The organism is Micromonospora sp. DT231, assembly GCF_049847025.1.
Taxonomy (GTDB): Bacteria; Actinomycetota; Actinomycetes; order Mycobacteriales; family Micromonosporaceae; genus Micromonospora.
On sequence record NZ_JBNCNO010000014.1, the window covers coordinates 1 to 22,167 of the forward strand.

The following is a 22,167-nucleotide window of genomic DNA, read 5'->3' on the forward strand; positions in this document are numbered from 1 at the left end:
CCGCACCGCACCGCACCGCACCGCACCGCACCGCACCGCACCGCACCGCACCGCACCGCACCGCACCGCACCGCACCAAGATCCGCACAACATCGCTGAAGTTGCTGCCTCGACACCCCCGCGAGACAGCAATTGCCCTGATGTTGCGCGGATCTTGCGCCCCGCGCCCCGCGCCCCGCGCCCCGCGCCCCGCGCCCCGCGCCCCGCGCCCCGCGCCCCGCGCCCCGCGCCCCGCGCTCGAACCAGGATGTAGTGGCCTCACCGACACGCCGACACCACTACATCCTGGATATAGCGCGATCTTGCAATAGCGGTGCCTCACAAAGGGTGTATCCGCACACCTTTCGGGCAGGCAGTGCTCGTCACCGCCCTCGTTGATCCACTCGGTTTCACGGAAGTCGCGCTTTCCACCTCGCTCGAACACCGCGTTTCCAACAAAGCCGAGTGGATCAAGCGCCAGCACGGACACAGGCCACACCGCACGCGCGAGCGCACACCCCACCGCACCCCGAACACACGCCACGGCGCACCCCGCCGGAGACACGGCGCACCACGCGCGGCCGCCCCGTCACGTACGCGGACCCACTACCGCGGGGAGGGTCTAGAGAACCTGCGCACGTCACGGCGCACCCCGCCGGAGACACGGCGCACCACACGCGGCCGCCCCGTCACGGACGCGGACCCGCTACCGCGGGGAGGTTTTAGAGGGTCTGCACGGTGGCGATGCGTTCCTCAAGTTGCTCGATGGTCGCCTGGGCACTCGGCGGGCCACCGCAGAGTCGGCGTAGCTCGGCGTGGATCTTGCCGTGCGGCTGGCCAGTGCGGTGGTGTCGTGCGGCCACCAGAGCGTTCAGTTGGCGTCGGAGCGCCACGCGACGCTGGGCAGCACTCATAGGTGCCGGTGGCGCTGCCGTGGGCGCAGCGGCCGGCTGAGCGGCCCCGTCGGCGGTACGGCGGCGTTGGGCGGCGAGCTGGGCGGCCTGCCGCTTGGTCAACAGCAGCGAAACCTGGTCGGCGGTGAGGAGGCCGGGCAGCCCGAGGTATTCCTCTTCCTCGGGGGTGCCGGCCTGGGCCGCGGTGCCGAACGACGCCCCGTCGAAGATCACCTGGTCCAGTTCGGCGGTGGCCGAGAGCGCGGCGAACCGCTTTTCCAGCTCGCCGCTGGCCTGGTCGTCGCGCTGGGCCCGTTCCAGCAGGTCGTCGTCGAGGCCGTCGGAATCCTTGGGTTTGCCGAGGACGTGGTCCCGCTCGGTCTCCATCTCGCTGGCCAGCCCGAGGAGGTGCGGCACGCTGGGCAGGAACACCGACGCGGTCTCCCCGGGGCGGCGGGCGCGGACGAACCGGCCGATCGCCTGGGCGAAGTAGAGCGGCGTGCTGGCGCTCGTGGCGTAGACCCCGACCGCGAGCCGGGGGATGTCCACCCCTTCGGACACCATCCGCACCGCCACCAGCCAGCGCTGGTCGGACGCCGCGAACGTCGCGATCCGGGCGGACGCGCCCTGGTCGTCGGAGAGCACCACGGCGGCCTTCTCGCCGGTCACCTGCTCGATCAACTTGGCGTACGAGCGGGCGGTCTGTTGGTCGGTGGCGATGATCAGACCGCCGGCGTCGGCCATCCCCGCGTTACGCAGCACGGTGAGTCGGGCGTCGGCGGCCCGTAGCACCTGTGGCATCCAGTCGCCGGCCGGGTCCAGGGCGGTACGCCAGGCCTGCGCCACCAGATCCTGCGTCATCGGCTCGCCGAGGCGGGCGGCCAACTCCTCCCCCGCGTTGGTCCGCCACCGGGTCTCTCCCGAGTACGCCAGGAAGAGCACCGGCCGGACCACGCCGTCGCGCAGCGCGTCGGAGTAGCCGTACACGGAGTCGGCGCGGGAGCGCAGCAGCCCGTCTCCGCCCCGCTCGTAGCTGACGAAGGGGATCGGGTTGTCGTCGGAGCGGAACGGTGTGCCGGTGAGCATCAGCCGGCGTACGGCGGGTTCGAAGGCGTTCTTCACGCCGTCGCCCCAGGACCGGGAGTCACCGGCGTGGTGGATCTCGTCGAGGATGACCAGGGTGCGCCGGGTCATGGTGCGCCGGCGGTGCACCTGCGGGGCCATGCCGACCTGGGCGTAGGTGACCACCGCGCCGTGGAAGTCGGCCGCGGAGTGCAGGTCGGCGTTGCGGAAGGCGGCGTCGAGTTGGATGCCCACCCGGGCCGCGGCGTCGGACCACTGGTTCTTCAGGTGCTCGGTCGGTGCGACCACGGTGACCGCCTCGATGGTGCCGTCGGCGAGCAACTCGGCCGCGATCCGCAGGGCGAAGGTGGTCTTGCCGGCACCTGGAGTGGCGACCGCGGTGAAGTCGTCGGTACGCCGACGCAGGTATTCCACCAGGGCTTTACGCTGCCAGGAGCGTAGTGCCGGGAACGTCTCGAGCACCGGCGTCCGGGCTGCCACGCGAAGCTCCTCTCCGACCGCACGATCGCGGACCCCGGGCGAGGGCCACGAGTCCCGCCGCCCATGAAAACGCCTCCGCGCAGTAGCTGCCGCGAAGGCCGACTCAGCATAACCAGCGCAGGCCCCACGGCCCAGGCGACGCCACGCTGGTCACAATCCCGCACTCGAACCAAACAACTGCCGGACCGTCTCACCACTCCCGGTCGGTACGCGGATCGGCTCCACCGGTGCGCGGCGGGCGCAGGGTCGCCACCGGGGCGGACCAGCGTCGACGTAGTGCGATCAGGCGCAGGCCGAAGACCAGGACGGCGGCGGCGGTGAGCGGCGCCGGTCCGGTCTGCCCGGTGACGTACAGCAGCGCCACCGTGACCGAGCCGGCCAGCGCGGCAAGGGCGTAGATCTCGCGGCGCAGCACGACCGGGATCTCGGCGGTGAGCAAATCGCGGGCGAGCCCGCCGCCGATCGCGGTGAGCATGCCGATGAGGCAGGCGCCGACGGCCGGCACCCGGGCGTCGAGCGCCTTGAGCGTGCCGGTGACGGTGAACAGCGCGAGGCCCGCCGCGTCCAGCACCAGCACCGTGGTGCGCAGTCGGGCCAGTTGGGGGTGCAGCCAGAAGACGGCGAGCGCGGTGATCGCGGCGGTGCCCGCGTACCGCCAGTCGGCGAAGGCCAGCGGCGGCACCTCGTCGATGACCAGGTCCCGGAAGATCCCACCGCCGAGGGCGGCCACGAACCCGACGAACGCGACGCCGAACAGGTCCAGCCGTTTGGCCACCGCCGCCGACGCCCCGGATGCGGCGAACACCGCGACGCCGGTCAGGTCGGCGAGGAGCAGGGGGGTGGAGGTGGTCACCGCCGCAGGCTACGTCGCCGGCCGGGACGCCGGCCCAGGATCACTCGCGGTACGAGTCGTAGATCTCCTTGCACTTGGGGCAGACCGGCGAACCCGGCTTGGCCGCCTTGGTGACCGGGAACGTCTCGCCGCAGAGCGCGACGACGAAGGTGCCCATGACGGCACTCTCGGCGATCTTCTCCTTGCGGACGTAGTGGAACATCTCGGGACCGGTGTCGGCGTCCTTCAGTTCGGGACGCTCGAGAACCTCTGTGCTCACGTCTGCACCTCCAACCGTCAAGTTTGGCAGGTCATCACGGCCGGGTCCACCTGAGGCCGACCGGAGCCCGACCCCGTACGGTGCCCGTGTGACTGACTTTCACCTCAGCTACGGCACCGAGGTCGCCGAAGCCCTGCGCGACGGCCGGCCCGTCGTCGCACTGGAGAGCACCATCGTCTCGCACGGGCTGCCCCGGCCGGAGAACCTGCGGGTGGCCAGGGAAATCGAGCGGGCGGTCCGGGATGCCGGTGCCGTTCCCGCGACGATCGGCATGATCGGCGGCAAGCTGGTGGTCGGCCTGGACGACGCCCAGCTGACCCGGTTGGCCACTGTCGATGGAGTGACGAAGCTCTCCGTCCGCGACCTCGCGGTGGCGGCGGCCACCGGCGTGGACGGCGCCACCACTGTCGCCGCGACAAGCGCCGTGGCCGCCGCGGCCGGGATCGGGGTGTTCGCCACCGGCGGGTTGGGCGGGGTGCACCGGGAGGCCACGCACACCTTCGACGAGTCGGCTGACCTGGTCACCCTGGCCCAGACCCCGATCGTGGTGGTCTGCGCCGGCGTCAAGTCGATCCTCGACGTGGGCGCGACGCTGGAGCGGTTGGAGACCCTCGGGGTCGCCGTGCTCGGTTACCGCACCCGCCGGTTCCCCGGCTTCTACCGCACCGACGCCGGCTTCGATCTCGACTGGTCGGTGGACTCGCCGGAGCAGGTCGCCGACGTGCTCGCCGCCCGCGACGCGCACGCGCTGCACACCGGCGGGCTGCTCGTGGCCAACCCGCTGCCGGTCGACGAGCAGCTCGACCCGGACCTGCACGATCGGACGCTCGCCGACGGTCTGGCCCTGCTGGAGCGGGACGGGATCACCGGCAAGGCCGTCACCCCGTACCTGCTGGCGCACTTCCACTCGGCCACCGAGGGCGCGAGCCTCGCCGTCAACGTCCGGATCATCCTGCGCAACGCCGACCTGGCCGCGCGGATCGCGGTCGCCGCGGCGGTCCGCGACACCGCCGCCGCGGTATGACCCGACCGGCCCGGGTGGTCGTCGTCGGGGACGTGATCACCGATGTGGTCGCCGTGCTGTCCGGGCCGCTCGCGGCCGGCTCGGACACCGGAGCCGAGATCAGCATCGGCGGAGGCGGTCAGGCGGCCAACACCGCCGCCTGGTTGGCCGCGCAGCGGGTGGACGTCACGCTCGTCGGCGCCGTCGGTGACGACGACGCCGGACGGGACCGGGTGGCCGAGTTGGAGCGGGCGGGTGTCGACTGCGCGGTCGAGCGGGTCGAGGACGTGCCGACCGGCACGGTGATCGTGTTGGCGACCGACGACGAGCGCACCATGGTCAGCCAGCGGGGCGCGAACGTCCGGCTGAGCGTCGCGCACGTCGAGCGGTCCCTCGCGGCGGTGCCCGACGCCGGGCATCTGCACCTGTCCGCGTACACCCTCCTGGACGCCGGGTCGCGCGACGCCGGGCTGCGGGCGTTGGCCGCCGCCCGCGAGCGTGGGTTGACCACGAGCGTCGACGCGGCCTCCGCGGCCCCGCTGCGGCGGGTGGGCGCGGCGGCGTTCCTGAGTTGGGTACGCGACGTCGACCTGATCCTGGTCAACGCGGACGAGGCCACGGTGCTGGCCGGCGGGCTGGACCCGGCGGCGCAGGGGCGGGCGCTGTCGGCGACGGCCCGGCGGGTGGTGGTGAAGCGCGGCGCGGCCGGCGCGGTCTGGGTCGACCGCAGCGCGGCGGTCTGGGTGGCTCCGGCCCGGCGGGTGGCGGTGCGGGACGTCACGGGGGCGGGCGACGCCTTCGCGGCCGGTCTGCTCACCGCCTGGCTCGCCGACGCCGCCCCGACCGTGGCGCTGAACCGCGCCACCGACCTGGGCGCGCTGGCCGTCTCCGCGGTCGGCGCACGGCCACAGCCGTAGAGGTCGGCGCACGGCCGCGCCTCCCGAGTGCTCGAACCCTGGCCCGTTCGCGGGTCAGGGTTCGACGTCGATGACCTTGTGCGGTCGCTCCTCGGCGCTGAGGCTCATCGGCGGGGTGTCGTCCGTGTGCCGGCGGTGGAACCGGTTGGCCAGCCGGTGCTCTTCCTTCGGCGGCCGGTCGTTGGCCAGCAGCACGGCCAGCCAAGGGATGAGCACCATGCCGAGGGCGCACAACGGCAGCCAGAGCCAGAGCAGCGGGGCGTTCGCACCGACCAGGATCGCGCCGGCGATGATGCAGGCCACCCGGATGCCCATCATCAGGACGTAGCGGCGCTGACGGCTGGTGAGCTGGTCACCCTGGCTGCGCGAGGCGTCGGTGATCAGAATCGGCTGGTAGGCCTGACGCTTCACCATGGACCTCCTCGAGGGGATTACGCCTCATCCTGTCACCGCGGGACCGTGATCAGCGAACTTCGACTCATCCCAGTACGTGTTACGCCCGTGGTACGCTCCGCGACGTGGGCAGCAGGTTCAGCTTCACCGACGAGGCGTTGGCCAACCTGAGGGTCTACGACGTCACGCCCGGGGAAGTCTGGGAGGCGCTGCACAGTGCCCGACGGGTCATCCGCCACCTGGGCGACGACGTCATGGTGGTCTATGCCGCCGCCCGTCGGGGCCGCCGGCTGGCGGTGCTGCTCGCCGAGGCCGATGGCACCGACAACGACTGGGACATCCTCTCCGCCCGCGAGTTGAGCGACGTCGAGTCCAAGCGCTACGACGAGGCCGTGCGGAGAGATCGCCGATGAGGAGGCCGTGACGATGCACCGAAACGACGCGACCAAGCAGTTCCACAGCGGCGACGACCGGATCGCCGAGCTGATCGACGAGGGCCCGGGGGTCGATCTCCCCGCCCCCGACACCGACGTGCCGATGGTGAGCCGGTCAGTCCGGCTGCCGCTGGAAACCTACGAGCGGGTGCGGGCCGCCGCCGACGCCCGGGGCATCGGGGTCACCACGCTGATGCGCCAGTGGATCGAGGCCGGCCTGGCCGACCTGGACGACTCCGCGACCGTCTCGCTCGCCGACGTCCGGCGCGCGCTGGCCTCGCTGGCACACCCGACCGCCGCCTGAGCGTCAGTCCCGCGCAGCCTTGGCCGCCGCCTTCATCTGCTGCTTGAACTCCCGCACCCGACGCAGCGAGTCGACGTCGGTGACGTCGGCCACCGACCGGTACGCGCCCGGGTCGCCGTAGTCTCCGGCCGCCGTGCGCCAGTCCTGTGGGGTCACCCCGAAGCGCTTGCCGAGCAGGGCCACGAAGATCTGCGCCTTCTGCCTGCCGAAGCCGGGTAGCGCGGAGACCCGGCGCAGCAGCTCCGGACCGTCGGCGACATCCGACCACAGCAGTGCCGCGTCACCGTCGTAGCGCTCGACGAGCACCTGGCAGACCTCCCGCACCCGGGCCGCCATCGCCTTCGGGAAGCGGTGCAGCGCGGGCGGCTGGGCGAAGAGCGCGACCAGGGCCTCCGGGTCGTACGCGGCCAGCTCCGCCGCGTCCAGGTCGTGGCCGAGCCGCTGCGTGAGCACGTACGGCGAGGAGAACGCCTTCTCCATCGAGAATTGTTGATCAAGGACCATCCCGACCAGCAGGGCCAGGGGGCTGCGCTCCAGCAGCCGGTTGGCCTCCGGGTCGATGGGCAGCACGAGCGTCATGCGGACCATCCTGCCCGGCGTACCGGTGCGGGCGGACACCGACGCTCCGATCGCACCACAGGTGGCGCGCGTCTGCCACGCTCGACGCCATGCTGCGGACCGCCCCGCCGGGATCCCCGTACCACCGACTCGGCCGCACCGACCGGCACCGCTGGTGGCGGCCCCTGGTCGGCACCCTCGCGCTGCTCGCCTCGGCGGCGGTGGTCATGGGTTTCCTCTTCGTCGTCGCCGCAATCGTGGGCGAGCTCACCAACCGCCCGAACGACGCCGACGGGTTCCCCACCTTCGGCCCGATTCCGGACACCGCGCTGCTGATCGTCTCGCTGGCGCTGCTGCTCCCACTGGTGCTCGGCACCGCCTGGCTCGTGCAGCGCCGGCCCGCCGGCACGGTCTCCTCGGTGCTCGGTCGGCTGCGGTGGGGTTGGCTCGGCCGCTGCCTGCTGATCGCCACACCGCTGATCATCGTGATGCTGGCCGGCGCGGACCTCCTGCTCGGGCTGACCGACGAGGGTTCGGTAGTCGAGCCGGCAGCGACGTGGGTGGGTTGGCCGGAATTCGCCGCCGGGCTGCTGATGGTCCTCCTGCTGGTGCCGATCCAGGCCGCCGCGGAGGAGTACGCGTTCCGGGGCTGGCTGGTGCAGGCCGTCGGCGCGTACCTGCGCACACCCTGGCCCGGGATCGCCCTCCAGGCGGTGCTCTTCGCCGCCGGGCACGGCTGGGGCACGGCCTGGGGCTTCCTGGACCTGGCCTTCATGGGAGTGCTCCTGGGCTGGCTGACGATCCGCACCGGCGGGCTCGAGGCCGCGATCGCGCTGCACGTGGTGAACAACCTGATCGCCTTCACCCTGGCGGCGGCGTTCGGCGGGCTGACCGCCGACGAGACGATGGCCGACGCCCCCTGGCAGCTCGTCGTCGTCGACGTGCTGGCACTGTCGGCGTACGCCCTGGTCATCGACAGGTTGGCCGCGCGGCGGGGGCTGGCGACTGTCGTGCCACCGGCTCTGGCGGTGCCCGGCGAGCCCCCGGCCCCGACCGGTGCGGAGCTGGGGCTGCCGAGCGTCGGGGTCGAATCTCGCGGGTGATGACGGCTGCCTCCGCGACGGCAGGCAGGATGTCGGGGTGGACGAACACGACATGCTGCTCTCCCCCGCCGGTGTCGACGCGCTGCGGGCCGCGCTGACCCGGACCGGCTTCACCGGCCACGGCATCGCCGAGCGGTTGGGCGCCCAGGCGACCGCCGCTGTCGGCCGTAACGACTACCGGGCCGCGCTGCGCGCCACCGAGGACGGCGACCCGCTCGGCACCCTGATCCGGGTGTTCATCTGCGACCAGACCGAACCGGAGGCCGCGGTGGCCGCCGCGCTGGCACCGCTGGGCCTGGCGGAGGCGCTGGCCGGCGGGCTGGTCGAGCGGTACGGCGACGGCCTGCGGGCCGGCGTCGACCTGGAGCCGTACGGCGAGGACTGGTGGGTGCTCGCCGACGTGCCCGCGAGTGCCCGGCCGGGTCGCCCGTTGCGCGCCGAGCACGTCCTCGGCGTCGGCGGGGCCACCCACACCCTGATCGGCGCGACCATGCGCCGGCCGGTCGACACCGCGCTGGACCTGGGGACCGGCTCCGGCGTCCAGGCTCTGCACCTGGGCACCCACGCCAGGTCGGTGACCGCCACCGACCTCTCCGAGCGGGCGCTGCGCTTCGCCGCGACCACCGCCGCCCTCAACGGGCAGGACTGGGAACTGCTCCGCGGTGACCTGGTCGCCCCGGTGGCCGGTCGTCGCTTCGACCTGGTGGTGAGCAACCCGCCGTTCGTGGTCGGTCCGGGCACCACCACGCACGTCTACCGCGACTCCGGCCGGGTCGGTGACGCGATCGGCGCCGAGTTGGCCGCCGCCGCCCCGGGCCTGCTCACCGAGGGCGGCACCATGCAGTACCTGGCGAACTGGGTGCACGTCGCCGGCGAGGAGTGGGACGAGCGGGTGGCCGGCTGGTTCGCCGGGACCGGCCTGGACGCCTGGGTGATCCAGCGCGAGGTGGCCGACCCGATGGCGTACGTCGACCTGTGGCTCACCGACGTCGGCGAGACCGCCGACCCGCAGCGGATGGCCGCCTGGCTGGACTGGTTCGACGCGCACAAGGTGGAGGCGATCGGCTTCGGCATCGTGTCCCTGCGCCGGGGCGGGCACGCCGACCCGGTGGTCCGGGTGGAGGACCTGCGCCAGCGGGTGCAGCCACCGCTGGGCGACCAGGTCGCCGCCTGGTTCGACCGCCAGGACTTTCTCCGGGTACGCGAAACCGAGGCGTTGCTCGCCGAGCGCTACCGGGCCGCCGAGGGCCTCCAGCTGCGGCAGGAGGCCACCATGGGCGACGAGGGCTGGGCGGTGGACCGGCAGGTCCTGGCGATGCCGCACGGCCTGCGCTGGACCGAGGAGATCGACCCGCTGGTGCTGGCGCTTGTCGGTGGCGCCGACGGACGCCTGCCGCTGCGTGACCAGCTCGCCCTGCTCGCCGCCGCGCACGACGTCGAACCCGACGAGATGGCCGAGGCCGCCGGCCCGATCGTGGCGCACCTGCTGGAGCGCGGCTTCATCGAGCCGGTGACCACGTGACTCGGGCCGCCACCGCGTGGACGGGCATTGCGCCGGCTTGCGGCTTCGCGACGGCTTCCCGCTTCGCGACGGCTTGCGGCTTCACGACGGCCTCCGGCTTCACGACGGCCTCCGGCTTCGCGACGGCCTCCGGCTTCGCGACGGCCTCCGGCTTCGCGACGGCCTCCGGCTTCGCGACGGCTTGCCGCTTCGTGGCGACCGGCGTGACGGCGGGCCGCTGATGCGTGCGGTGGTGCAGACCGTCGGGCGGGCCAGCGTGACAGTCGACGGCGAGGTGGTCGGTGCGATCGAGAACGGACTGCTGGTGCTGCTCGGGGTGACCCACACCGACACCGCGGAGACCGCTCAGACGATGGCCCGCAAGGTGCACGAGCTGCGCATCCTGGACGACGAGCGGTCCGCCGCCGACACCGGCGCGGCGATCCTGGTGGTCAGCCAGTTCACCCTCTACGGCGACGCGCGCAAGGGGCGCCGTCCAAGCTGGACGGCGGCCGCCCCCGCCGAGGTGGCCGAACCCCTGGTGACCGCCGTCGTCGACGCGCTGCGCCAACGGGGCGCGACTGTGGAAACCGGACGCTTCCGCGCCCACATGCTCGTCGAAAGCACGAACATAGGCCCCCGCACCCTCCTCCTAGACCTCTAACCCCCTCCCACCCACCCTCCCTCCCACCCCCACCCCTCCTGGTTGATCATGAGGTTATTGCTCGCCACCTCGGCGTGTCGTGGCGATAACCTCATGATCAACGCGCCGAAAGGGGGGTTGGGGGTGGGGGTTAGGAGAAGAGGCCTCGGCGGGAGAGGGACTGGCGGAGCCAGTTGTCGAGTTCGGCGGTCCAGTCGGTGCGGTCGGCGGTGGCGTGGGCGACGGTGAACCGACCGAAGGCGTCCCGCCCCTCGGTGAAGACACCGCCGCGCTTGTCGACCTCCAGCACCACCTGCATCTGCTGGGCGTCGGCGATGAAGGTGACCTCCAACTGGTTGATCGAGCGGGCGTACTGCGGCGCCGGACCGAACTCGATCTCCTGGTAGAACGGCAACGTCTGCCGTACGCCGTAGATGTGGCCACGCTCCACATCGGCACGCGCGAACCGGAAACCCAGTCGCAGTAACGCGTCCAGCAGTCGTTCCTGGGCCGGCAGCGGGTGCACCGACACCGCGTCCAGGTCGCCCTTGTCCACCGCGCGGGCGACCTCCAGCTCGGTACGCAGCCCCATCGTCATGCCGTGCAGGTGCTGCCCGTACAGCTCGGTGACGGGTGTCTCCCACGGCACGTGGAAGCGGAACGGGATGTCGTGGCGCTGCCCCGGCTCCAGCCGGAACGCGCCGGTGACCTGCTGACGGTGGAACTCCTGCGTGGTGTCGTAGTCGTTGTCGCCGCTCTCGACCTCGACGCGGGTGACCAGGCCGAGGGCGACGTGGTCGATGTCGACCTGGTGGTCACCGCCGACCACCTGGATGCGGCCCTCCAACTGCCCGCCCGGGCGGCAGTTCGGGTTGGCCAGCACCGTCTCGACCGACGGGCCGCCGACCCCCATCGCCTTCATGAGCCGCTTGAAGACCACGCCGTCCTCCAACTGTGTCCGGGGCCGACCGCGGTGGCCGACCGTCCGCAACGTAGCCGGGGCGGGCAAGCACAGACCGGGGCGACACTCCGCACAACGATCCGACCAATTCCTGTCGGGTGCCCGATCGCCTCACTCCCGTTTTACGCCCTGCCCGCCAAGCTGTGTCTCACACCGGCACCACTGGGCCGGAGACACGGCACAGACGTGGAAACGGGGAGAGACAGAGATGGTCCTGCAGATGACGGAACACCGGACGCGCCCGGCCACCACGACCGACACCGACGGGACCTCCGAGGTCCTCGCCGACCTGGACGCCACCGACGAGCGTGGCATCTCGACCGACCTGGTCCGGGCGTATCTCAACGGGATCGGCCGGACGAAGTTGCTGACCGCCGCACAGGAGGTCGATCTGGCCCGGCGGATCGAGGCCGGACTGTTCGCGGACGAGAAGCTGGCCACCTGCACCCCCGTCTCCGAGGAGTTGCGGGCCGACCTGGAACTCGTCGTCGCGGAGGGCCGGGCGGCCAAGGACCATCTGTTGGAGGCGAACCTGCGGCTGGTGGTCAGCATCGCCAAGCGCTACACCGGACGCGGCATGGCGTTTCTCGACCTGATCCAGGAGGGCAACCTCGGCCTGATCCGGGCGGTGGAGAAGTTCGACTACGCCAAGGGTTACAAGTTCTCCACGTACGCCACCTGGTGGATCCGGCAGGCGATCACCCGCGCGATGGCCGACCAGGCCCGCACCATCCGCATTCCGGTGCACATGGTCGAGCAGGTCAACCGGATGGTCCGGGCCCGCCGTGAGCTGGCGGTGACGCTGGGCCGCGAGCCCACGGTCGCCGAGGTCGCCCACGCCCTGGAAGTCCCCGAGATCCAGGTCATCGAGCTGATCTCCTACGACCGGGAGCCGGTCAGCCTGGACCAGGCCGTCGGCGACGACGGGGAGAGCGCGCTCGGCGACTTCGTGGCCTCGGTGGACCCGCGTACCGAGCCGAGCGACGCCGCCGCCCAGGGCGAGCTGCGTAACGAGGTCAGCATCGTGCTGGCCACCCTGTCCCAGCGGGAGCAGGCGGTCATCCGGTTGCGGTTCGGGCTGGACGACGGCCGGCAGCGCACGCTCGACGAGGTCGGCCGGGAGTTCGGCCTGTCCCGGGAGCGGATCCGGCAGATCGAGAAGGTGACGCTGCTGAAGTTGCGCGCCCCGGAGCGGGCGCAGCGCCTGGAGGCGTACGCCTGCTGACGCACCCGGTTCCCACGGAAGGCCCTGGCGGTTCGCCAGGGCCTTCCGTGCCGCTGTGGTGCTTGACGACGGCACCCATCCACGATAAAACCAACTGGTTATAGAACCAGGAGGTTATGAATAGTGGACACGGAGCTGTTGGATGCGACCTTCGCGGCGCTGGCCGACCCGACCCGGCGGGCCATCCTCGCCCGACTCGCGGCTGGGGAGGCGACCGTGACGGAGCTGGCAGCGCCATTCGAGATGAGCCAGCCGGCCATCTCCAAGCACCTCCGGGTGCTGGAACGCGCTGGTCTCGTCAGCCGGGGTCGGGACGCCCAACGCCGCCCGTGCCGACTGGAGGCCCGCCCCCTGCGTGACGCGACGGCCTGGCTCGCCACCTACCGCGACTACTGGGCGGAGAGCTACCAGCGCCTCGACGTCCTGCTCGACGAGCTCCAGTCTGTCGACGGCACCGAGCATCGGCCCGCCGGACCGGACGGGACGGGCGAGTGACAGGCGTCGACGAACCGCTGGTCGTGCACACCCCGGGCGACCGGGAGATCGTGATGAGTCGGCTGTTCGAGGCGCCGGCGCGGCTGGTGTTCGCCGCCTTCACCCGACCCGACCTGCTGGTCCGGTGGTACGGCGCACACGGATGGCGGCTGGCGGAGTGCGACGTCGACCTGCGGGTCGGCGGGCGGTGGCGGTTCGTGTCGCAGGGCCCGGAGGGCGCACGGATGGCCCAGGCCGGGGTCTATCGACAGGTCGAGCCGCCACACCGACTTGTCTACACCGAGCTCTTCGACGACCAGTCCTACCCGGGCGAGACAGTGGTCAGCCACGAGTTCACCGAGGTGGCCGGGCGAACGACAGTCACCACCACGCTGCTCTACGCCACGGCGCAGGGACGGGACACCGTGCTGCGCTACCCGATGGCGCGGGGGGCCGGGCAGAGCTTCACCCGACTGGCCGACCTGCTGCGCTCCGCAACGACGACAGAGGAAGAGCACCCATGAACTGGACACTCGAAGTGGTGATCGTGCCGGTCTCCGATCTGGACCGGGCGAAGAAGTTCTACGCCGACCAGCTCGGCTTCACTGTCGATCACGACACGGTGATCAATGACGAGGCGCGCATCATCCAGCTGACCCCACCCGGCTCCGGCTGCTCGATCGTGATCGGCAAGGGCGTCGTCCCGGACATGCCACCGGGCTCGCTCAAGGGCCTGCAACTTGTGGTGCCCGACCTGGAGCGGGCACGCACGGAGCTGGTCGAGCGGGGGGTGGAGGTGAGTGAGATCCAGGTGCTGGGCGCCAGCCCGACCCCCACGCCACACCCACTGGACAACGTCGGCTTCGTCTTCTTCACCGACCCGGACGGCAACTCCTGGGCGGTGCAGCAAATCTCCAGCCGCGCCTGACCAGTGCTACAACCGGCGGGGGCCGGTGTCCGGGCGGGTGGCCTCGCCGCCCACCCGGACCTGGGCGTGCAGGACCGCGATGCCGTCCGGGCGGGCGAGCACCGGGTTGAGGGTCAGCGACCGCACGCGGGGCTGTTCGTCGGCGAGCCGCCCCACCCGCAGCAGCAGGTCGGCCAGGGCCCTCCGGTCGACCGGCGCGGCACCCCGGTGCCCGCGCAGCAGTGGCGCCGCCCGGGGCTCGTCGACCAACTCGGCCGCGTCGGTGTCGGTCAGCGGCACCGCCCGCCAGGCCCGGTCGCCCAGCAACTCGGTGGCGACCCCACCGAGACCGAAGCCGACCACCGGCCCGAACGCCGGATCCTCCACCAGCTCCACCACACAGGCCACCCCGGGCGGGACCATCGGCTGGACCAGCGCGTCCGCACCGAAGGCCGTGGCCAACTCGGTGTACGCCCGACGAAGAGCCGGCTCGTCGGGCAGGTCGAGCCGGACCGCGCCGAGGTCGAGCCGGTGCCGCAGCCCGGGGGCCGCCGCCTTGAGCGCCACCGGATAGCCCAGCAGCGCCGCCGCGTCGGCCGCCGCGTCGACCGAGTCGACGGGCACCGACGCCACCACGTCGATCCCGTACGCGGCCAGCAGCGCACCGGGGTCGGTGGCGTCGGTGCGGAACGCGGCAGGCGCGGCGTGCCGATCGACGCCTGGCAACTCCGGCACGACCCCGGGCGGGCGGCGCAGCCACTCGGCGTAGCGGTGCACCCGGGCGAGAGCCCGCACCGCCTCCTCCACTCCCCCGTACGCGGGCACCCCCGGCGGCAGTTGCCCGACCAGAAACGTCGCCACGGTCGGCTTGCCCAGCGCGAGGGCCGCCGGTAGGGCGGCGGTCACGTCGGCGTCCACCTCGGTCCGCTGGCCGGGCAGCGGCGGGGCGAAGACCACCACCAGGGCGTCCACGTGGTCGTCGCCGGCCGTCTCGGCGAGAGCGGCGGCGAACTCGGCGGCACCGGCGCTCGGCCCGACGTCGCGGGGATAACCGTCGGCCACCGTGAGGCCCTGCCCGACGCAGGCGGTGGCGGCCAGGCCGGTCAGGGCCGAGGAGTTGCCCACCACACCGACCCGGCCGCCGACCGGCAACGGCTGGTTGGCCAGCAGCACACCCACGTCGAGCAGCTCCGGCACGGTGTCCACCCGGATCACCCCGGACTGGGCGAAGAGCGCGGCCACCGCCACCTCGTCCGGCCCGGCGGTGTCACCGACCCCCACCGGGCGGGCCGGCGAGGCGAGCGCGACCACCGGTTTGGCGCGGCCGATCCGTCGGGCCAGCCGGGCGAACTTGCGGGGGTTGCCGAAGGTCTCCAGGTACAACATGATCACGTCGGTGCCGGGATCGTCCTGCCAGTACTGCAGCAGGTCGTTACCGGAGACGTCGGCCCGGTTGCCGGCCGAGACGAAGCTGGACAACCCGAGGCCACGCCGGTCCGCCTCGGCGAGCAGCGCCACCCCGAACGCGCCGGACTGGCTGAAGATGCCCACCCGGCCCGCCGGCGGTAGTGCCGGGGCGAGGGTGGCGTTGAGGCGTACCGTCGGGTCGGTGTTGGCCACGCCGAGACAGTTCGGGCCGACGACCCGCATGCCGGCGGCGTGCGCCGCGCGGACCAGTGCCCGCTGCGTGGCCGCGCCCTCGGCCCCGGCCTCGGCGAAGCCCGCCGAGATGACCACCAGGCCGTGCACCCCCGCGGCGGCGGCGTCGGCGACCACCGCGGTCGCCGCCTCCGGCGGGACCGCCACCACCGCCAGGTCCACCGGCGTGCCGGCATCAACCGCCGACGGGTACGCGGGCAGGCCCGCCACTGTCGACGCGCTCGGGTGCACCGGCACCACCGCGCCGGTGAAACCGCCGTCGCGCAGATGCCCCAGCACCGCCGCGCCGACGCCCTGGCCGGTGGCGCTGGCGCCGTAGACGACGATGCCCCGCGGGGCGAGCAGGCGGGCGATCGAGCGGGCCTCGGTGCGGTGCTCCCGGCCGCGCTGCACCTCGAGCGTGGCCTCGGTGGGCGCGATCGGGAAGCTCAGGTGCACCACACCGTCGGCGTACTCGCGTTGGACCTGGTAACCGAAGTCGGCGAAGACCCGCAGCATCGTCCCGTTGCTCGGCAACACCTCGGCGACGAAGCTCATGATGTCGTTGCGGCGGGCGGTCTCGGCCAGGTGCTCCATCAGCACCGAACCGATGCCCCGGCCCTGGTAGGCGTCCTCCACCACGAAGGCCACCTCCGCGTCCGGCGCCTGCGGGCCGAGCCGCTCGTACCTGCCGACCGCGACGATCCGGTCGGCGGCCAGCACCACGAACGCCTCCCGGTCGTGGTGGTCGACGGTGACGAACCGGATCAGGTCCCGTTCCGGGATGCGGGGGTACGGCGAGAAGTACCGAAGGTAGCGGGTGCGCTCGGAGAACCGGCTGTGCATCGCCACGATGCCCGGCGCGTCCGCCGGGTCGATCGGACGCAACTGGACGGTGCTGCCGTCGCTGAGCAGCACGTCCACCGGCTGGTCCACGGTCGTCACCGGCGCAGCCCTCCCGCTCCGCTCAGTCCCGTGGATCGTGCGGATCGAGCCCGAGCAGCGGAAAGACGGCCTTGCGGGTCGCCGCGATCGCCCGGTCCACCGCGTTCGGCTCGCCGGTCGGCTGCCACGGCTCGTACGACGGGCCCGCGTCGTCGGTCATCCGCAGCGGCACCTCCCGGCCCAGACGACGGGACGCGGCCAACTCCCGCCAGCCCGGCGGGGTGAGCGTCGCCGGGTCGATCGCGGCACCGGTGGCCACGGCCAGCAGGTGACTCCAGGCCCGGGGCACCACCTCGACGAGCGCGTATCCGCCGCCGCCGGTGGCCACCCACCGGCCGTCGCACAACTCGTCGGCGAGCGCGCGCATCGCCAGGTAGGTGGCCCGCTGCCCGTCCACCGTCAGGTTGAGGTCGGCGAGCGGATCCAGTCGGTGCCCGTCGGCGCCGCACTGGCTGACGAGCACCTGCGGCCGGAACGCGCGCAGCACCGACGGCACGATCGCGTGGAACGCCCGCTGCCAGCCGGTGTCGTCGACACCCGGCGGCAGCGGCATGTTGACGACGGTGCCCTGCGCGCCCGGCCCGCCCGTCTCGTCCGCGAACCCGGTGTACGGGAACAGGGCGAGCGGGGTCTCGTGCAGGCTGACCGTGAGCACCCGGGGGTCGTCGAAGAAGACGTGCTGCACGCCGTCGCCGTGGTGCACGTCGACGTCCACGTACGCGATCCGCTCCGCGCCCAGGTCGAGCAGGCGGGCGATGGCGACCGCCGGGTCGTTGTAGACGCAGAAGCCGGATGCGCGGGCGGGCATCGCGTGGTGCAGGCCGCCGGCCACGTTCACGGCCCGCCGGGCGTCGCCACGCCAGACCGCCTCGGCGGCGGCCACCGTCGCACCGGTGATCAGCGCGCTGGCCTCGTGCATCCCCTCGAAGATCGGGTTGTCGGAGGTGCCCAGCCCGTATCCGGCGAAGAGCGGATCGCGGGGCGCGGCCCGCACCGCGGCCAGGTAGGCCGGGTGGTGCACGCGGGTGAGCAGGGCGTCGTCGGCGGGCTCCGGCTTGACCATCCGCACGCCGGGCCGATCCAGGATGCCCAGCTCGCGGGCCAGCGCGACGGTCAGCTCCACCCGGACCGGGTCGAGCGGATGGTCACCCATGTCGTAGGCGAGCAGCGACTCGTCCCACACCACCACCGTGTCGTCGGACATGAGCCCATCGTCGCACGAGGACCGTCGCCGACCCACCGCACGCGCTGGTCAGCGCCCGGATGTCGGCCCGGGGGCGACCGGGCGCGTCGGATCGGCCACCCAGTTGCTCCACGATCCGACGTAGAGGGCCGCGTCGGTGCGGCCGGCCAGGTGCAGCGCGAGCACCGCCTGCGCGGCGGTCACCCCGGAGCCGCAGTACGCCCCGACGGCTCGCGCGTCGGTCGCCCCGACGGCGGCGAACCGCTCTCGCAACGCGTCGGCGGCCGGGAAGCGCCCGTCCGGGCCGACGTACTCTCCGGCGGGCAGGTTCGCCGCCCCCGGCACGTGCCCGGCGACCGGGTCGATCGGCTCGACCTCACCCCGGTAGCGGGGCGCCGCCCGGACGTCGAGCAGCACGGCGTCGTCCGCGGCGGCCAGCTCGGCGGCCTGCCCCGCGTCGAGCACCGGAAGATCACCGGGGCGTACCACGACGTCGCCGGGGGTCGGGGTGGGCGCGGCGGTGGAGACGGGCCGGCCGGCGGCGACCCAGGCCGGGTAGCCACCGTGCAGCAGGCGCACCTGCCGGTGTCCCGCCCAGCGCAGCGTCCACCAGGCCCGCGCGGCGGCCAGGCCGTCGCCGCCGTTGTACACCACCACGGGGTGACCGGCGCGGACGCCGGCGGCCCGCAGCGCGGCCTCCAGCGTGGCCGGGTCGGGCAGCGGGTGCCGACCGCCGGCGCCGGGCGGCCCGCAGAGCGCGGTGTCCAGGTCGACGAAGACAGCGCCGGGCAGGTGACCGGCGCGGTAGTCCTCGCGGCCGGGCGGGCCGACGAGCCGCCAGCGCACGTCGAGCAGGGTGGGCGGATCGGCCTGGTCGAGCTCGGCAGTGAGCTGATCGACCTCGACCAGCGGCTCCTGGGTACCGGACATGGCGACCATCCAACACCATTCACGTCGAGGGCACGCGGTTCGGCGGGGGCCGTGGGCCCGCCTCCCGAGGTAGCATCTAGCACCGGAGGGCCGCTGACGTTATGAAGTCTCACGACCTGGTCGATACGACCGAAATGTACCTGCGCACCATCCTCGAACTGGAAGAGGAGGGGGTGCCGCCGCTGCGTGCACGGATCGCCGAACGGCTGCAGCAGAGCGGCCCCACCGTGAGCCAGACCGTCGCCCGGATGGAACGCGACGGCCTTCTCACCGTCGAGGGCGACCGGCACCTGGCGCTCACCGTGCAGGGCCGCAGCAGCGCCGTGTCCGTGATGCGCAAGCACCGCCTCGCCGAGCTGCTGCTGGTAAACGTCATCGGGATGCCCTATGAGGAGGCCCACGAGGAGGCCTGCCGCTGGGAGCACGTGATGAGCGACGCGGTGGAGAAGCGGGTGTACGACCTGCTCAACCGGCCGACCCGCTCCCCGTACGGCAACCCGATCCCGGGGCTACAGGAGCTGGGCTCGCCGGTGGCGGAGGCCACCGAGGCCGTCGAGAGCGAGCGCAACCTGGCCTTCCCCGGCCTCTCCGGGACTGTCGTCGTACGCCGGATCTGCGAGAGCGTGCAGAAGGACGCCGACGTGCTGCGTCAACTGCACGCCGCCGGTGTCGACCCGGGCGCCACGGTGACCGTGGCACAGGAACGCGACGGGGTGTCGATCGACAGGTCCGGCGACCGGGTGCGACTCCCCCGCGAGGTCGCCTCCCGGGTCTTCGTCGCCGCCAACTGACCAACCGGCCACCCGGGCGTCACAGCGCCCGGGTGTCCACCTTCTTGGCCAGCGCGGCCAGGTCACCTGTGATCTTCTCCGCCGCCGAGCGTTCGCTGCCACGCGCACCGGTCCAGCTCAACGTCGCCAGCCGCCCGTCGGCGGCCAGCCAGCCCACCTCGGCGACCGGCCCGTGCCCGCTCGCCGCGGCGGTGGTCCGCCGGTACGCCTGCTGACCCACCCCGGTGACCTTCGCCGCCCTGTCCGGCACCACGTCCGCACCGAACGTCACCTTGTCGATCGTGGTCTCGGACACCGTGAGCGTCAACTCCGGCAGCGCCGCGCCCCCGGTCCGCACCACACAGGTGTGCGTGTCGCCCTGCTCGCTGGCCGCCGCCACGTCGAAGCGCACCTTCACCAACTGCTCGATCACCGCGAAGTCCAACAACCGGCAGGCACCGCCCGAGGAGGCCGCCACCACCTCCACGGCGATCGGCACCGGCGGCGGTAGCACCGCCGCCGGCTCGGCCTCGGCGGCGCAGCCGCTCACCAGCAGCCCCGCCAGCCCTCCGACCACGATCCGCCCGCGCACGCTCCACCCTCCGCCGAATGTTCGTCGGCCACCGTACGGGGTGTGGGTGTCCGGCGGAAGCCCTCGCTGACGCCTATTCCGACGGTGGATCGTCCACGTACGGGCAGTGCCGGCAGCCGCGCCCGCAGCAGGTGCCGCGCCGGGCCAGGAACCCGGCGCTGAGCACGAACAACCCCGTCGCCGGGTCGAGGTAGCCGGCCTCCCCGGCGGTCAGCGCGGCGGCGTGCGTGGCGAGGATCCGGGCCCGGTCGGGGTGCGCGGGCGACAGCCGGGTCGGGTGCGGCTCGGTGAGCGGCCGATCCGCCAGGGGTCGTCGCTCCCCGGTCACCAGCAGCAGTCCTTCCGGGTCACCCGCAGCAGTCTAGGCCGTCGTCAGATTCGTCGGTCGAGCGTGCTGGGCACCGGGGCGGCGTGCCCGTTCGTGGTCTGCCCTCCGCTGCGACGAATGCGGGACACGCCGCCGGTTTCGTCGTAGGGTCCGACGATGCTCGGCATCGATCGTTGTGCCGAGCACGGAGGAGACACCATGCGGAAGATCGTTGTGCACATGAGCCTGTCGCTGGACGGGTTCTTCGAGGGCCCCGGTGGCGACATCGGTTGGCACCAGGTCGACGAGGAGCTGCACCAGCACTTCAACGACGTGATCGCGCACATGGGCGGGTTCCTCAACGGCCGGGTCAGCTACGAGCTGATGGCCGACTTCTGGCCGACCGCCGACCAGGACCCGACCAGCAGTGCGCCGATGCGCGAGTTCGCCGGCATCTGGCGGGACATGCCGAAGATCGTCTACTCCCGCACGCTCGACCACGCCGACTGGAACGCCACGGTGGTCCGGGAGGTGGATCCGGAGGAGGTACGGCGGCTCACCGCCGAGCCCGGCGGCGACCTGGGGCTCGGCGGGGCCGACCTGGCCGCGACGTTCGCCCGGCACGACCTGATCGACGAGTACCGGATCTACGTCCACCCGGTGTTGCTCGGCCGGGGTCGCCGACTCTTCCCCGACGCCGACGCCCCGACCGGCCTGCGGCTGGCGGAGAGCCGCGTCTTCGGCAACGGTGTGGTCCTGCTCCGCCACGAGCGGGCTCGCTGACGTCAGTCACTTGAGTCTCCACCGGGGGGAGACAGCAGGGTGGGGGCATGAGTGCTGCGGAGCGGTACACGATCGGCGAGTTGGCCCGACGCACCGGCCTGAGCGTCAAGACCGTCCGGTACTACGCCGACAGCGGGATCGTGCCGCCGACGGACCGGAGCCCGACCGGCTATCGCCTCTTCGACGGCGAGGCGGCGGCCCGGTTGGAGCTGGTCCGGACGTTGCGCGACCTGGGCGTGGGCCTGGCCACCATCCGGCGGGTGGTGGACCACGAGGTGCCCCTGCACGAGGTGGCCGCCGCGCACGCCGAGGCGTTGGCGGTGCAGATCCGGGTGCTGCGCCTGCGCCAGGCGGTGCTCACCGTCGCGGCGAGGCGCGGGTCGGGCCCGGCTGAGGTGGACGAGCTGCACCGGTTGGCCCAGCTCACCACCCGTGCGCGGGCACACCTGGTGGGCGACTTCCTGGCCAGCGTCTTCGCCGGCCTCGGCGACCAGCCCGCGTACCCGGGTGTGATCGTCTCGATGACACCGGAGCTGCCCGACGACCCGAGCACCGAGCAGGTGCAGGCGTGGCTGGAGCTGGCCGAGTTGTGCCGGGAGCCCACCTTCCGGGCGAGTATGCGGCGGATGGCGCGGCAGCACGCCACCGACCACGACGTGCCCGGGTTACCCCGCCCGGACGCCGTCGCGGTGGTCCGGGACGGGGTGGCCCCCGCCCTCGCGGCCGGCCTCGACCCGACCAGCCCGGCCGCCGATCCGGTGGTCGCGGCGACCACCAGCCGGTACGCGAGCCTGCACTGTCACTCCGACGACGCCGACCTGCGTCAGCGGTTGCTCGACCGGCTGGTGCTTGCCAACGATCCCCGCCGGGACCGCTACCTCGACCTGGTGGCGGTGCTCAACGGCTGGTCGACAGGCGATGCGACCGCGCCGGCGGTGGACTGGTTCATCCGGGCCCTGCACGCCCGGATGCCCGAACAGCCTCGTTGAGCCGGCCGGGCCGGCTCGGCGGCTCGGCGGCTCGGCGGCTCGGCGGCTCGGCGGCTCGGC

At 72.8% G+C, this 22,167-nt stretch carries 26 protein-coding genes; 15 read left to right on the forward strand and 11 right to left on the reverse strand.

Translation table 11 applies throughout. The annotated features are described in order from the left end of the window. Positions 1-701: 701 nt before the first annotated feature. From ACPXBU_RS28295 to ACPXBU_RS28305, 3 genes are all read right to left on the reverse strand, one after another. Positions 702-2,435: a DEAD/DEAH box helicase gene (locus tag ACPXBU_RS28295; RefSeq protein ID WP_425760406.1), complete on the reverse strand. Its 1,734-nt coding sequence runs from the start codon at positions 2,433-2,435 to the stop codon at positions 702-704. A 190-nt stretch (positions 2,436-2,625) separates the two neighbouring features. Continuing rightward, positions 2,626-3,288: a trimeric intracellular cation channel family protein gene (locus ACPXBU_RS28300; RefSeq protein ID WP_393374961.1), complete on the reverse strand. Its 663-nt coding sequence runs from the start codon at positions 3,286-3,288 to the stop codon at positions 2,626-2,628. Between the two features lie 40 nt (positions 3,289-3,328). After that, positions 3,329-3,547: a DUF3039 domain-containing protein gene (locus ACPXBU_RS28305; RefSeq protein WP_007456912.1), complete on the reverse strand. Its 219-nt coding sequence runs from the start codon at positions 3,545-3,547 to the stop codon at positions 3,329-3,331. Between the two features lie 88 nt (positions 3,548-3,635). On the opposite strand from ACPXBU_RS28305, the gene ACPXBU_RS28310 reads away from it, so the two are divergent. After that, complete coding sequence (locus tag ACPXBU_RS28310) at positions 3,636-4,571, forward strand: pseudouridine-5'-phosphate glycosidase (RefSeq protein ID WP_425760408.1); 936 nt, start codon at positions 3,636-3,638, stop codon at positions 4,569-4,571. Further along, on the forward strand, positions 4,568-5,467 hold the full coding sequence (locus tag ACPXBU_RS28315) for a carbohydrate kinase family protein (protein WP_425760409.1): 900 nt from the start codon (positions 4,568-4,570) through the stop codon (positions 5,465-5,467). The genes ACPXBU_RS28310 and ACPXBU_RS28315 overlap by 4 nt, the downstream gene beginning before the upstream one ends. Before the next feature lie 54 nt (positions 5,468-5,521). On the opposite strand, the gene ACPXBU_RS28320 is transcribed toward ACPXBU_RS28315, so the two are convergent. After that, positions 5,522-5,881 carry a DUF3099 domain-containing protein gene (locus tag ACPXBU_RS28320; protein WP_425760410.1) on the reverse strand — a complete coding sequence of 120 codons (360 nt, stop codon included), beginning with the start codon at positions 5,879-5,881 and terminating at the stop codon, positions 5,522-5,524. A gap of 104 nt (positions 5,882-5,985) precedes the next feature. On the opposite strand from ACPXBU_RS28320, the gene ACPXBU_RS28325 reads away from it, so the two are divergent. Together ACPXBU_RS28325 and ACPXBU_RS28330 are read left to right on the forward strand one after the other, a co-directional pair. Continuing rightward, positions 5,986-6,273, forward strand: coding sequence for a hypothetical protein (locus ACPXBU_RS28325; protein ID WP_124771959.1), 288 nt, complete (start codon positions 5,986-5,988; stop codon positions 6,271-6,273). A 13-nt stretch (positions 6,274-6,286) separates the two neighbouring features. Next, on the forward strand, positions 6,287-6,598 hold the full coding sequence (locus ACPXBU_RS28330) for a hypothetical protein (protein ID WP_088951534.1): 312 nt from the start codon (positions 6,287-6,289) through the stop codon (positions 6,596-6,598). Between the two features lie 3 nt (positions 6,599-6,601). Here ACPXBU_RS28330 and ACPXBU_RS28335 read toward each other — a convergent pair whose 3' ends face one another. Then, positions 6,602-7,186, reverse strand: coding sequence for an HhH-GPD-type base excision DNA repair protein (locus ACPXBU_RS28335; protein WP_425760568.1), 585 nt, complete (start codon positions 7,184-7,186; stop codon positions 6,602-6,604). A gap of 80 nt (positions 7,187-7,266) precedes the next feature. On the opposite strand from ACPXBU_RS28335, the gene ACPXBU_RS28340 reads away from it, so the two are divergent. From ACPXBU_RS28340 to dtd, 4 genes are read left to right on the forward strand one after another with little or no spacing between them, the layout of a single operon-like run. Continuing rightward, the gene (locus tag ACPXBU_RS28340) at positions 7,267-8,259 is read left to right on the forward strand and encodes a CPBP family intramembrane glutamic endopeptidase (RefSeq protein WP_425760411.1); all 993 of its coding nucleotides are present in this window, start codon (positions 7,267-7,269) and stop codon (positions 8,257-8,259) included. A gap of 37 nt (positions 8,260-8,296) precedes the next feature. Further along, positions 8,297-9,781 (forward strand): DUF7059 domain-containing protein, encoded by a 1,485-nt coding sequence (locus ACPXBU_RS28345; RefSeq protein ID WP_425760412.1) that lies wholly within the window; start codon positions 8,297-8,299, stop codon positions 9,779-9,781. Then, positions 9,778-10,002, forward strand: coding sequence for a hypothetical protein (locus ACPXBU_RS28350; RefSeq protein ID WP_425760414.1), 225 nt, complete (start codon positions 9,778-9,780; stop codon positions 10,000-10,002). Before ACPXBU_RS28345 ends, ACPXBU_RS28350 begins: the two co-directional genes overlap by 4 nt. Beyond that, positions 10,002-10,424: a D-aminoacyl-tRNA deacylase gene (gene dtd, locus ACPXBU_RS28355; RefSeq protein WP_425760415.1), complete on the forward strand. Its 423-nt coding sequence runs from the start codon at positions 10,002-10,004 to the stop codon at positions 10,422-10,424. The genes ACPXBU_RS28350 and dtd overlap by 1 nt, the downstream gene beginning before the upstream one ends. Positions 10,425-10,554: 130 nt before the next feature. On the opposite strand, the gene ACPXBU_RS28360 is transcribed toward dtd, so the two are convergent. Then, entirely contained in the window at positions 10,555-11,343 is a 789-nt protein-coding gene (locus tag ACPXBU_RS28360) for a sporulation protein (protein WP_393374941.1), read from the reverse strand. Positions 11,344-11,572: 229 nt separating this feature from the next. Here ACPXBU_RS28360 and sigB point away from each other — a divergent pair, with 229 nt between their 5' ends. From sigB to ACPXBU_RS28380, 4 genes are all read left to right on the forward strand, one after another. Then, entirely contained in the window at positions 11,573-12,589 is a 1,017-nt protein-coding gene (sigB, locus tag ACPXBU_RS28365; RefSeq protein WP_393374939.1) for an RNA polymerase sigma factor SigB, read from the forward strand. A gap of 123 nt (positions 12,590-12,712) precedes the next feature. Then, positions 12,713-13,084: an ArsR/SmtB family transcription factor gene (locus ACPXBU_RS28370; RefSeq protein ID WP_393374937.1), complete on the forward strand. Its 372-nt coding sequence runs from the start codon at positions 12,713-12,715 to the stop codon at positions 13,082-13,084. Between the two features lie 53 nt (positions 13,085-13,137). Then, on the forward strand, positions 13,138-13,587 hold the full coding sequence (locus ACPXBU_RS28375) for an SRPBCC domain-containing protein (protein WP_425760570.1): 450 nt from the start codon (positions 13,138-13,140) through the stop codon (positions 13,585-13,587). Then, on the forward strand, positions 13,584-13,991 hold the full coding sequence (locus ACPXBU_RS28380; RefSeq protein WP_393374934.1) for a VOC family protein: 408 nt from the start codon (positions 13,584-13,586) through the stop codon (positions 13,989-13,991). Before ACPXBU_RS28375 ends, ACPXBU_RS28380 begins: the two co-directional genes overlap by 4 nt. Before the next feature lie 6 nt (positions 13,992-13,997). Here the strand turns inward: ACPXBU_RS28380 and ACPXBU_RS28385 are convergent, their stop codons facing one another. From ACPXBU_RS28385 to ACPXBU_RS28395, 3 genes are read right to left on the reverse strand one after another with little or no spacing between them, the layout of a single operon-like run. Further along, positions 13,998-16,553: a GNAT family N-acetyltransferase gene (locus ACPXBU_RS28385; protein WP_425760417.1), complete on the reverse strand. Its 2,556-nt coding sequence runs from the start codon at positions 16,551-16,553 to the stop codon at positions 13,998-14,000. 22 nt (positions 16,554-16,575) lie between these two features. Beyond that, positions 16,576-17,757, reverse strand: a complete 1,182-nt coding sequence (locus tag ACPXBU_RS28390) for an acetoin utilization protein AcuC (RefSeq protein WP_425760419.1) — start codon at positions 17,755-17,757, stop codon at positions 16,576-16,578. Between the two features lie 48 nt (positions 17,758-17,805). Further along, positions 17,806-18,666: a sulfurtransferase gene (locus tag ACPXBU_RS28395; protein ID WP_425760420.1), complete on the reverse strand. Its 861-nt coding sequence runs from the start codon at positions 18,664-18,666 to the stop codon at positions 17,806-17,808. 101 nt (positions 18,667-18,767) lie between these two features. Between ACPXBU_RS28395 and ACPXBU_RS28400 the strand changes: the two genes are divergently transcribed. Further along, positions 18,768-19,457: a metal-dependent transcriptional regulator gene (locus ACPXBU_RS28400; protein WP_393374923.1), complete on the forward strand. Its 690-nt coding sequence runs from the start codon at positions 18,768-18,770 to the stop codon at positions 19,455-19,457. Between the two features lie 19 nt (positions 19,458-19,476). On the opposite strand, the gene ACPXBU_RS28405 is transcribed toward ACPXBU_RS28400, so the two are convergent. Together ACPXBU_RS28405 and ACPXBU_RS28410 are read right to left on the reverse strand one after the other, a co-directional pair. Next, positions 19,477-20,028: a hypothetical protein gene (locus ACPXBU_RS28405; RefSeq protein ID WP_425760422.1), complete on the reverse strand. Its 552-nt coding sequence runs from the start codon at positions 20,026-20,028 to the stop codon at positions 19,477-19,479. Positions 20,029-20,101: 73 nt separating this feature from the next. Continuing rightward, on the reverse strand, positions 20,102-20,356 hold the full coding sequence (locus ACPXBU_RS28410) for a DUF5522 domain-containing protein (protein WP_425760423.1): 255 nt from the start codon (positions 20,354-20,356) through the stop codon (positions 20,102-20,104). 198 nt (positions 20,357-20,554) lie between these two features. On the opposite strand from ACPXBU_RS28410, the gene ACPXBU_RS28415 reads away from it, so the two are divergent. Beyond that, positions 20,555-21,118, forward strand: a complete 564-nt coding sequence (locus ACPXBU_RS28415; RefSeq protein ID WP_425760425.1) for a dihydrofolate reductase family protein — start codon at positions 20,555-20,557, stop codon at positions 21,116-21,118. A 47-nt stretch (positions 21,119-21,165) separates the two neighbouring features. Further along, positions 21,166-22,107 (forward strand): MerR family transcriptional regulator, encoded by a 942-nt coding sequence (locus tag ACPXBU_RS28420; RefSeq protein WP_425760426.1) that lies wholly within the window; start codon positions 21,166-21,168, stop codon positions 22,105-22,107. Positions 22,108-22,167: the final 60 nt, after the last annotated feature.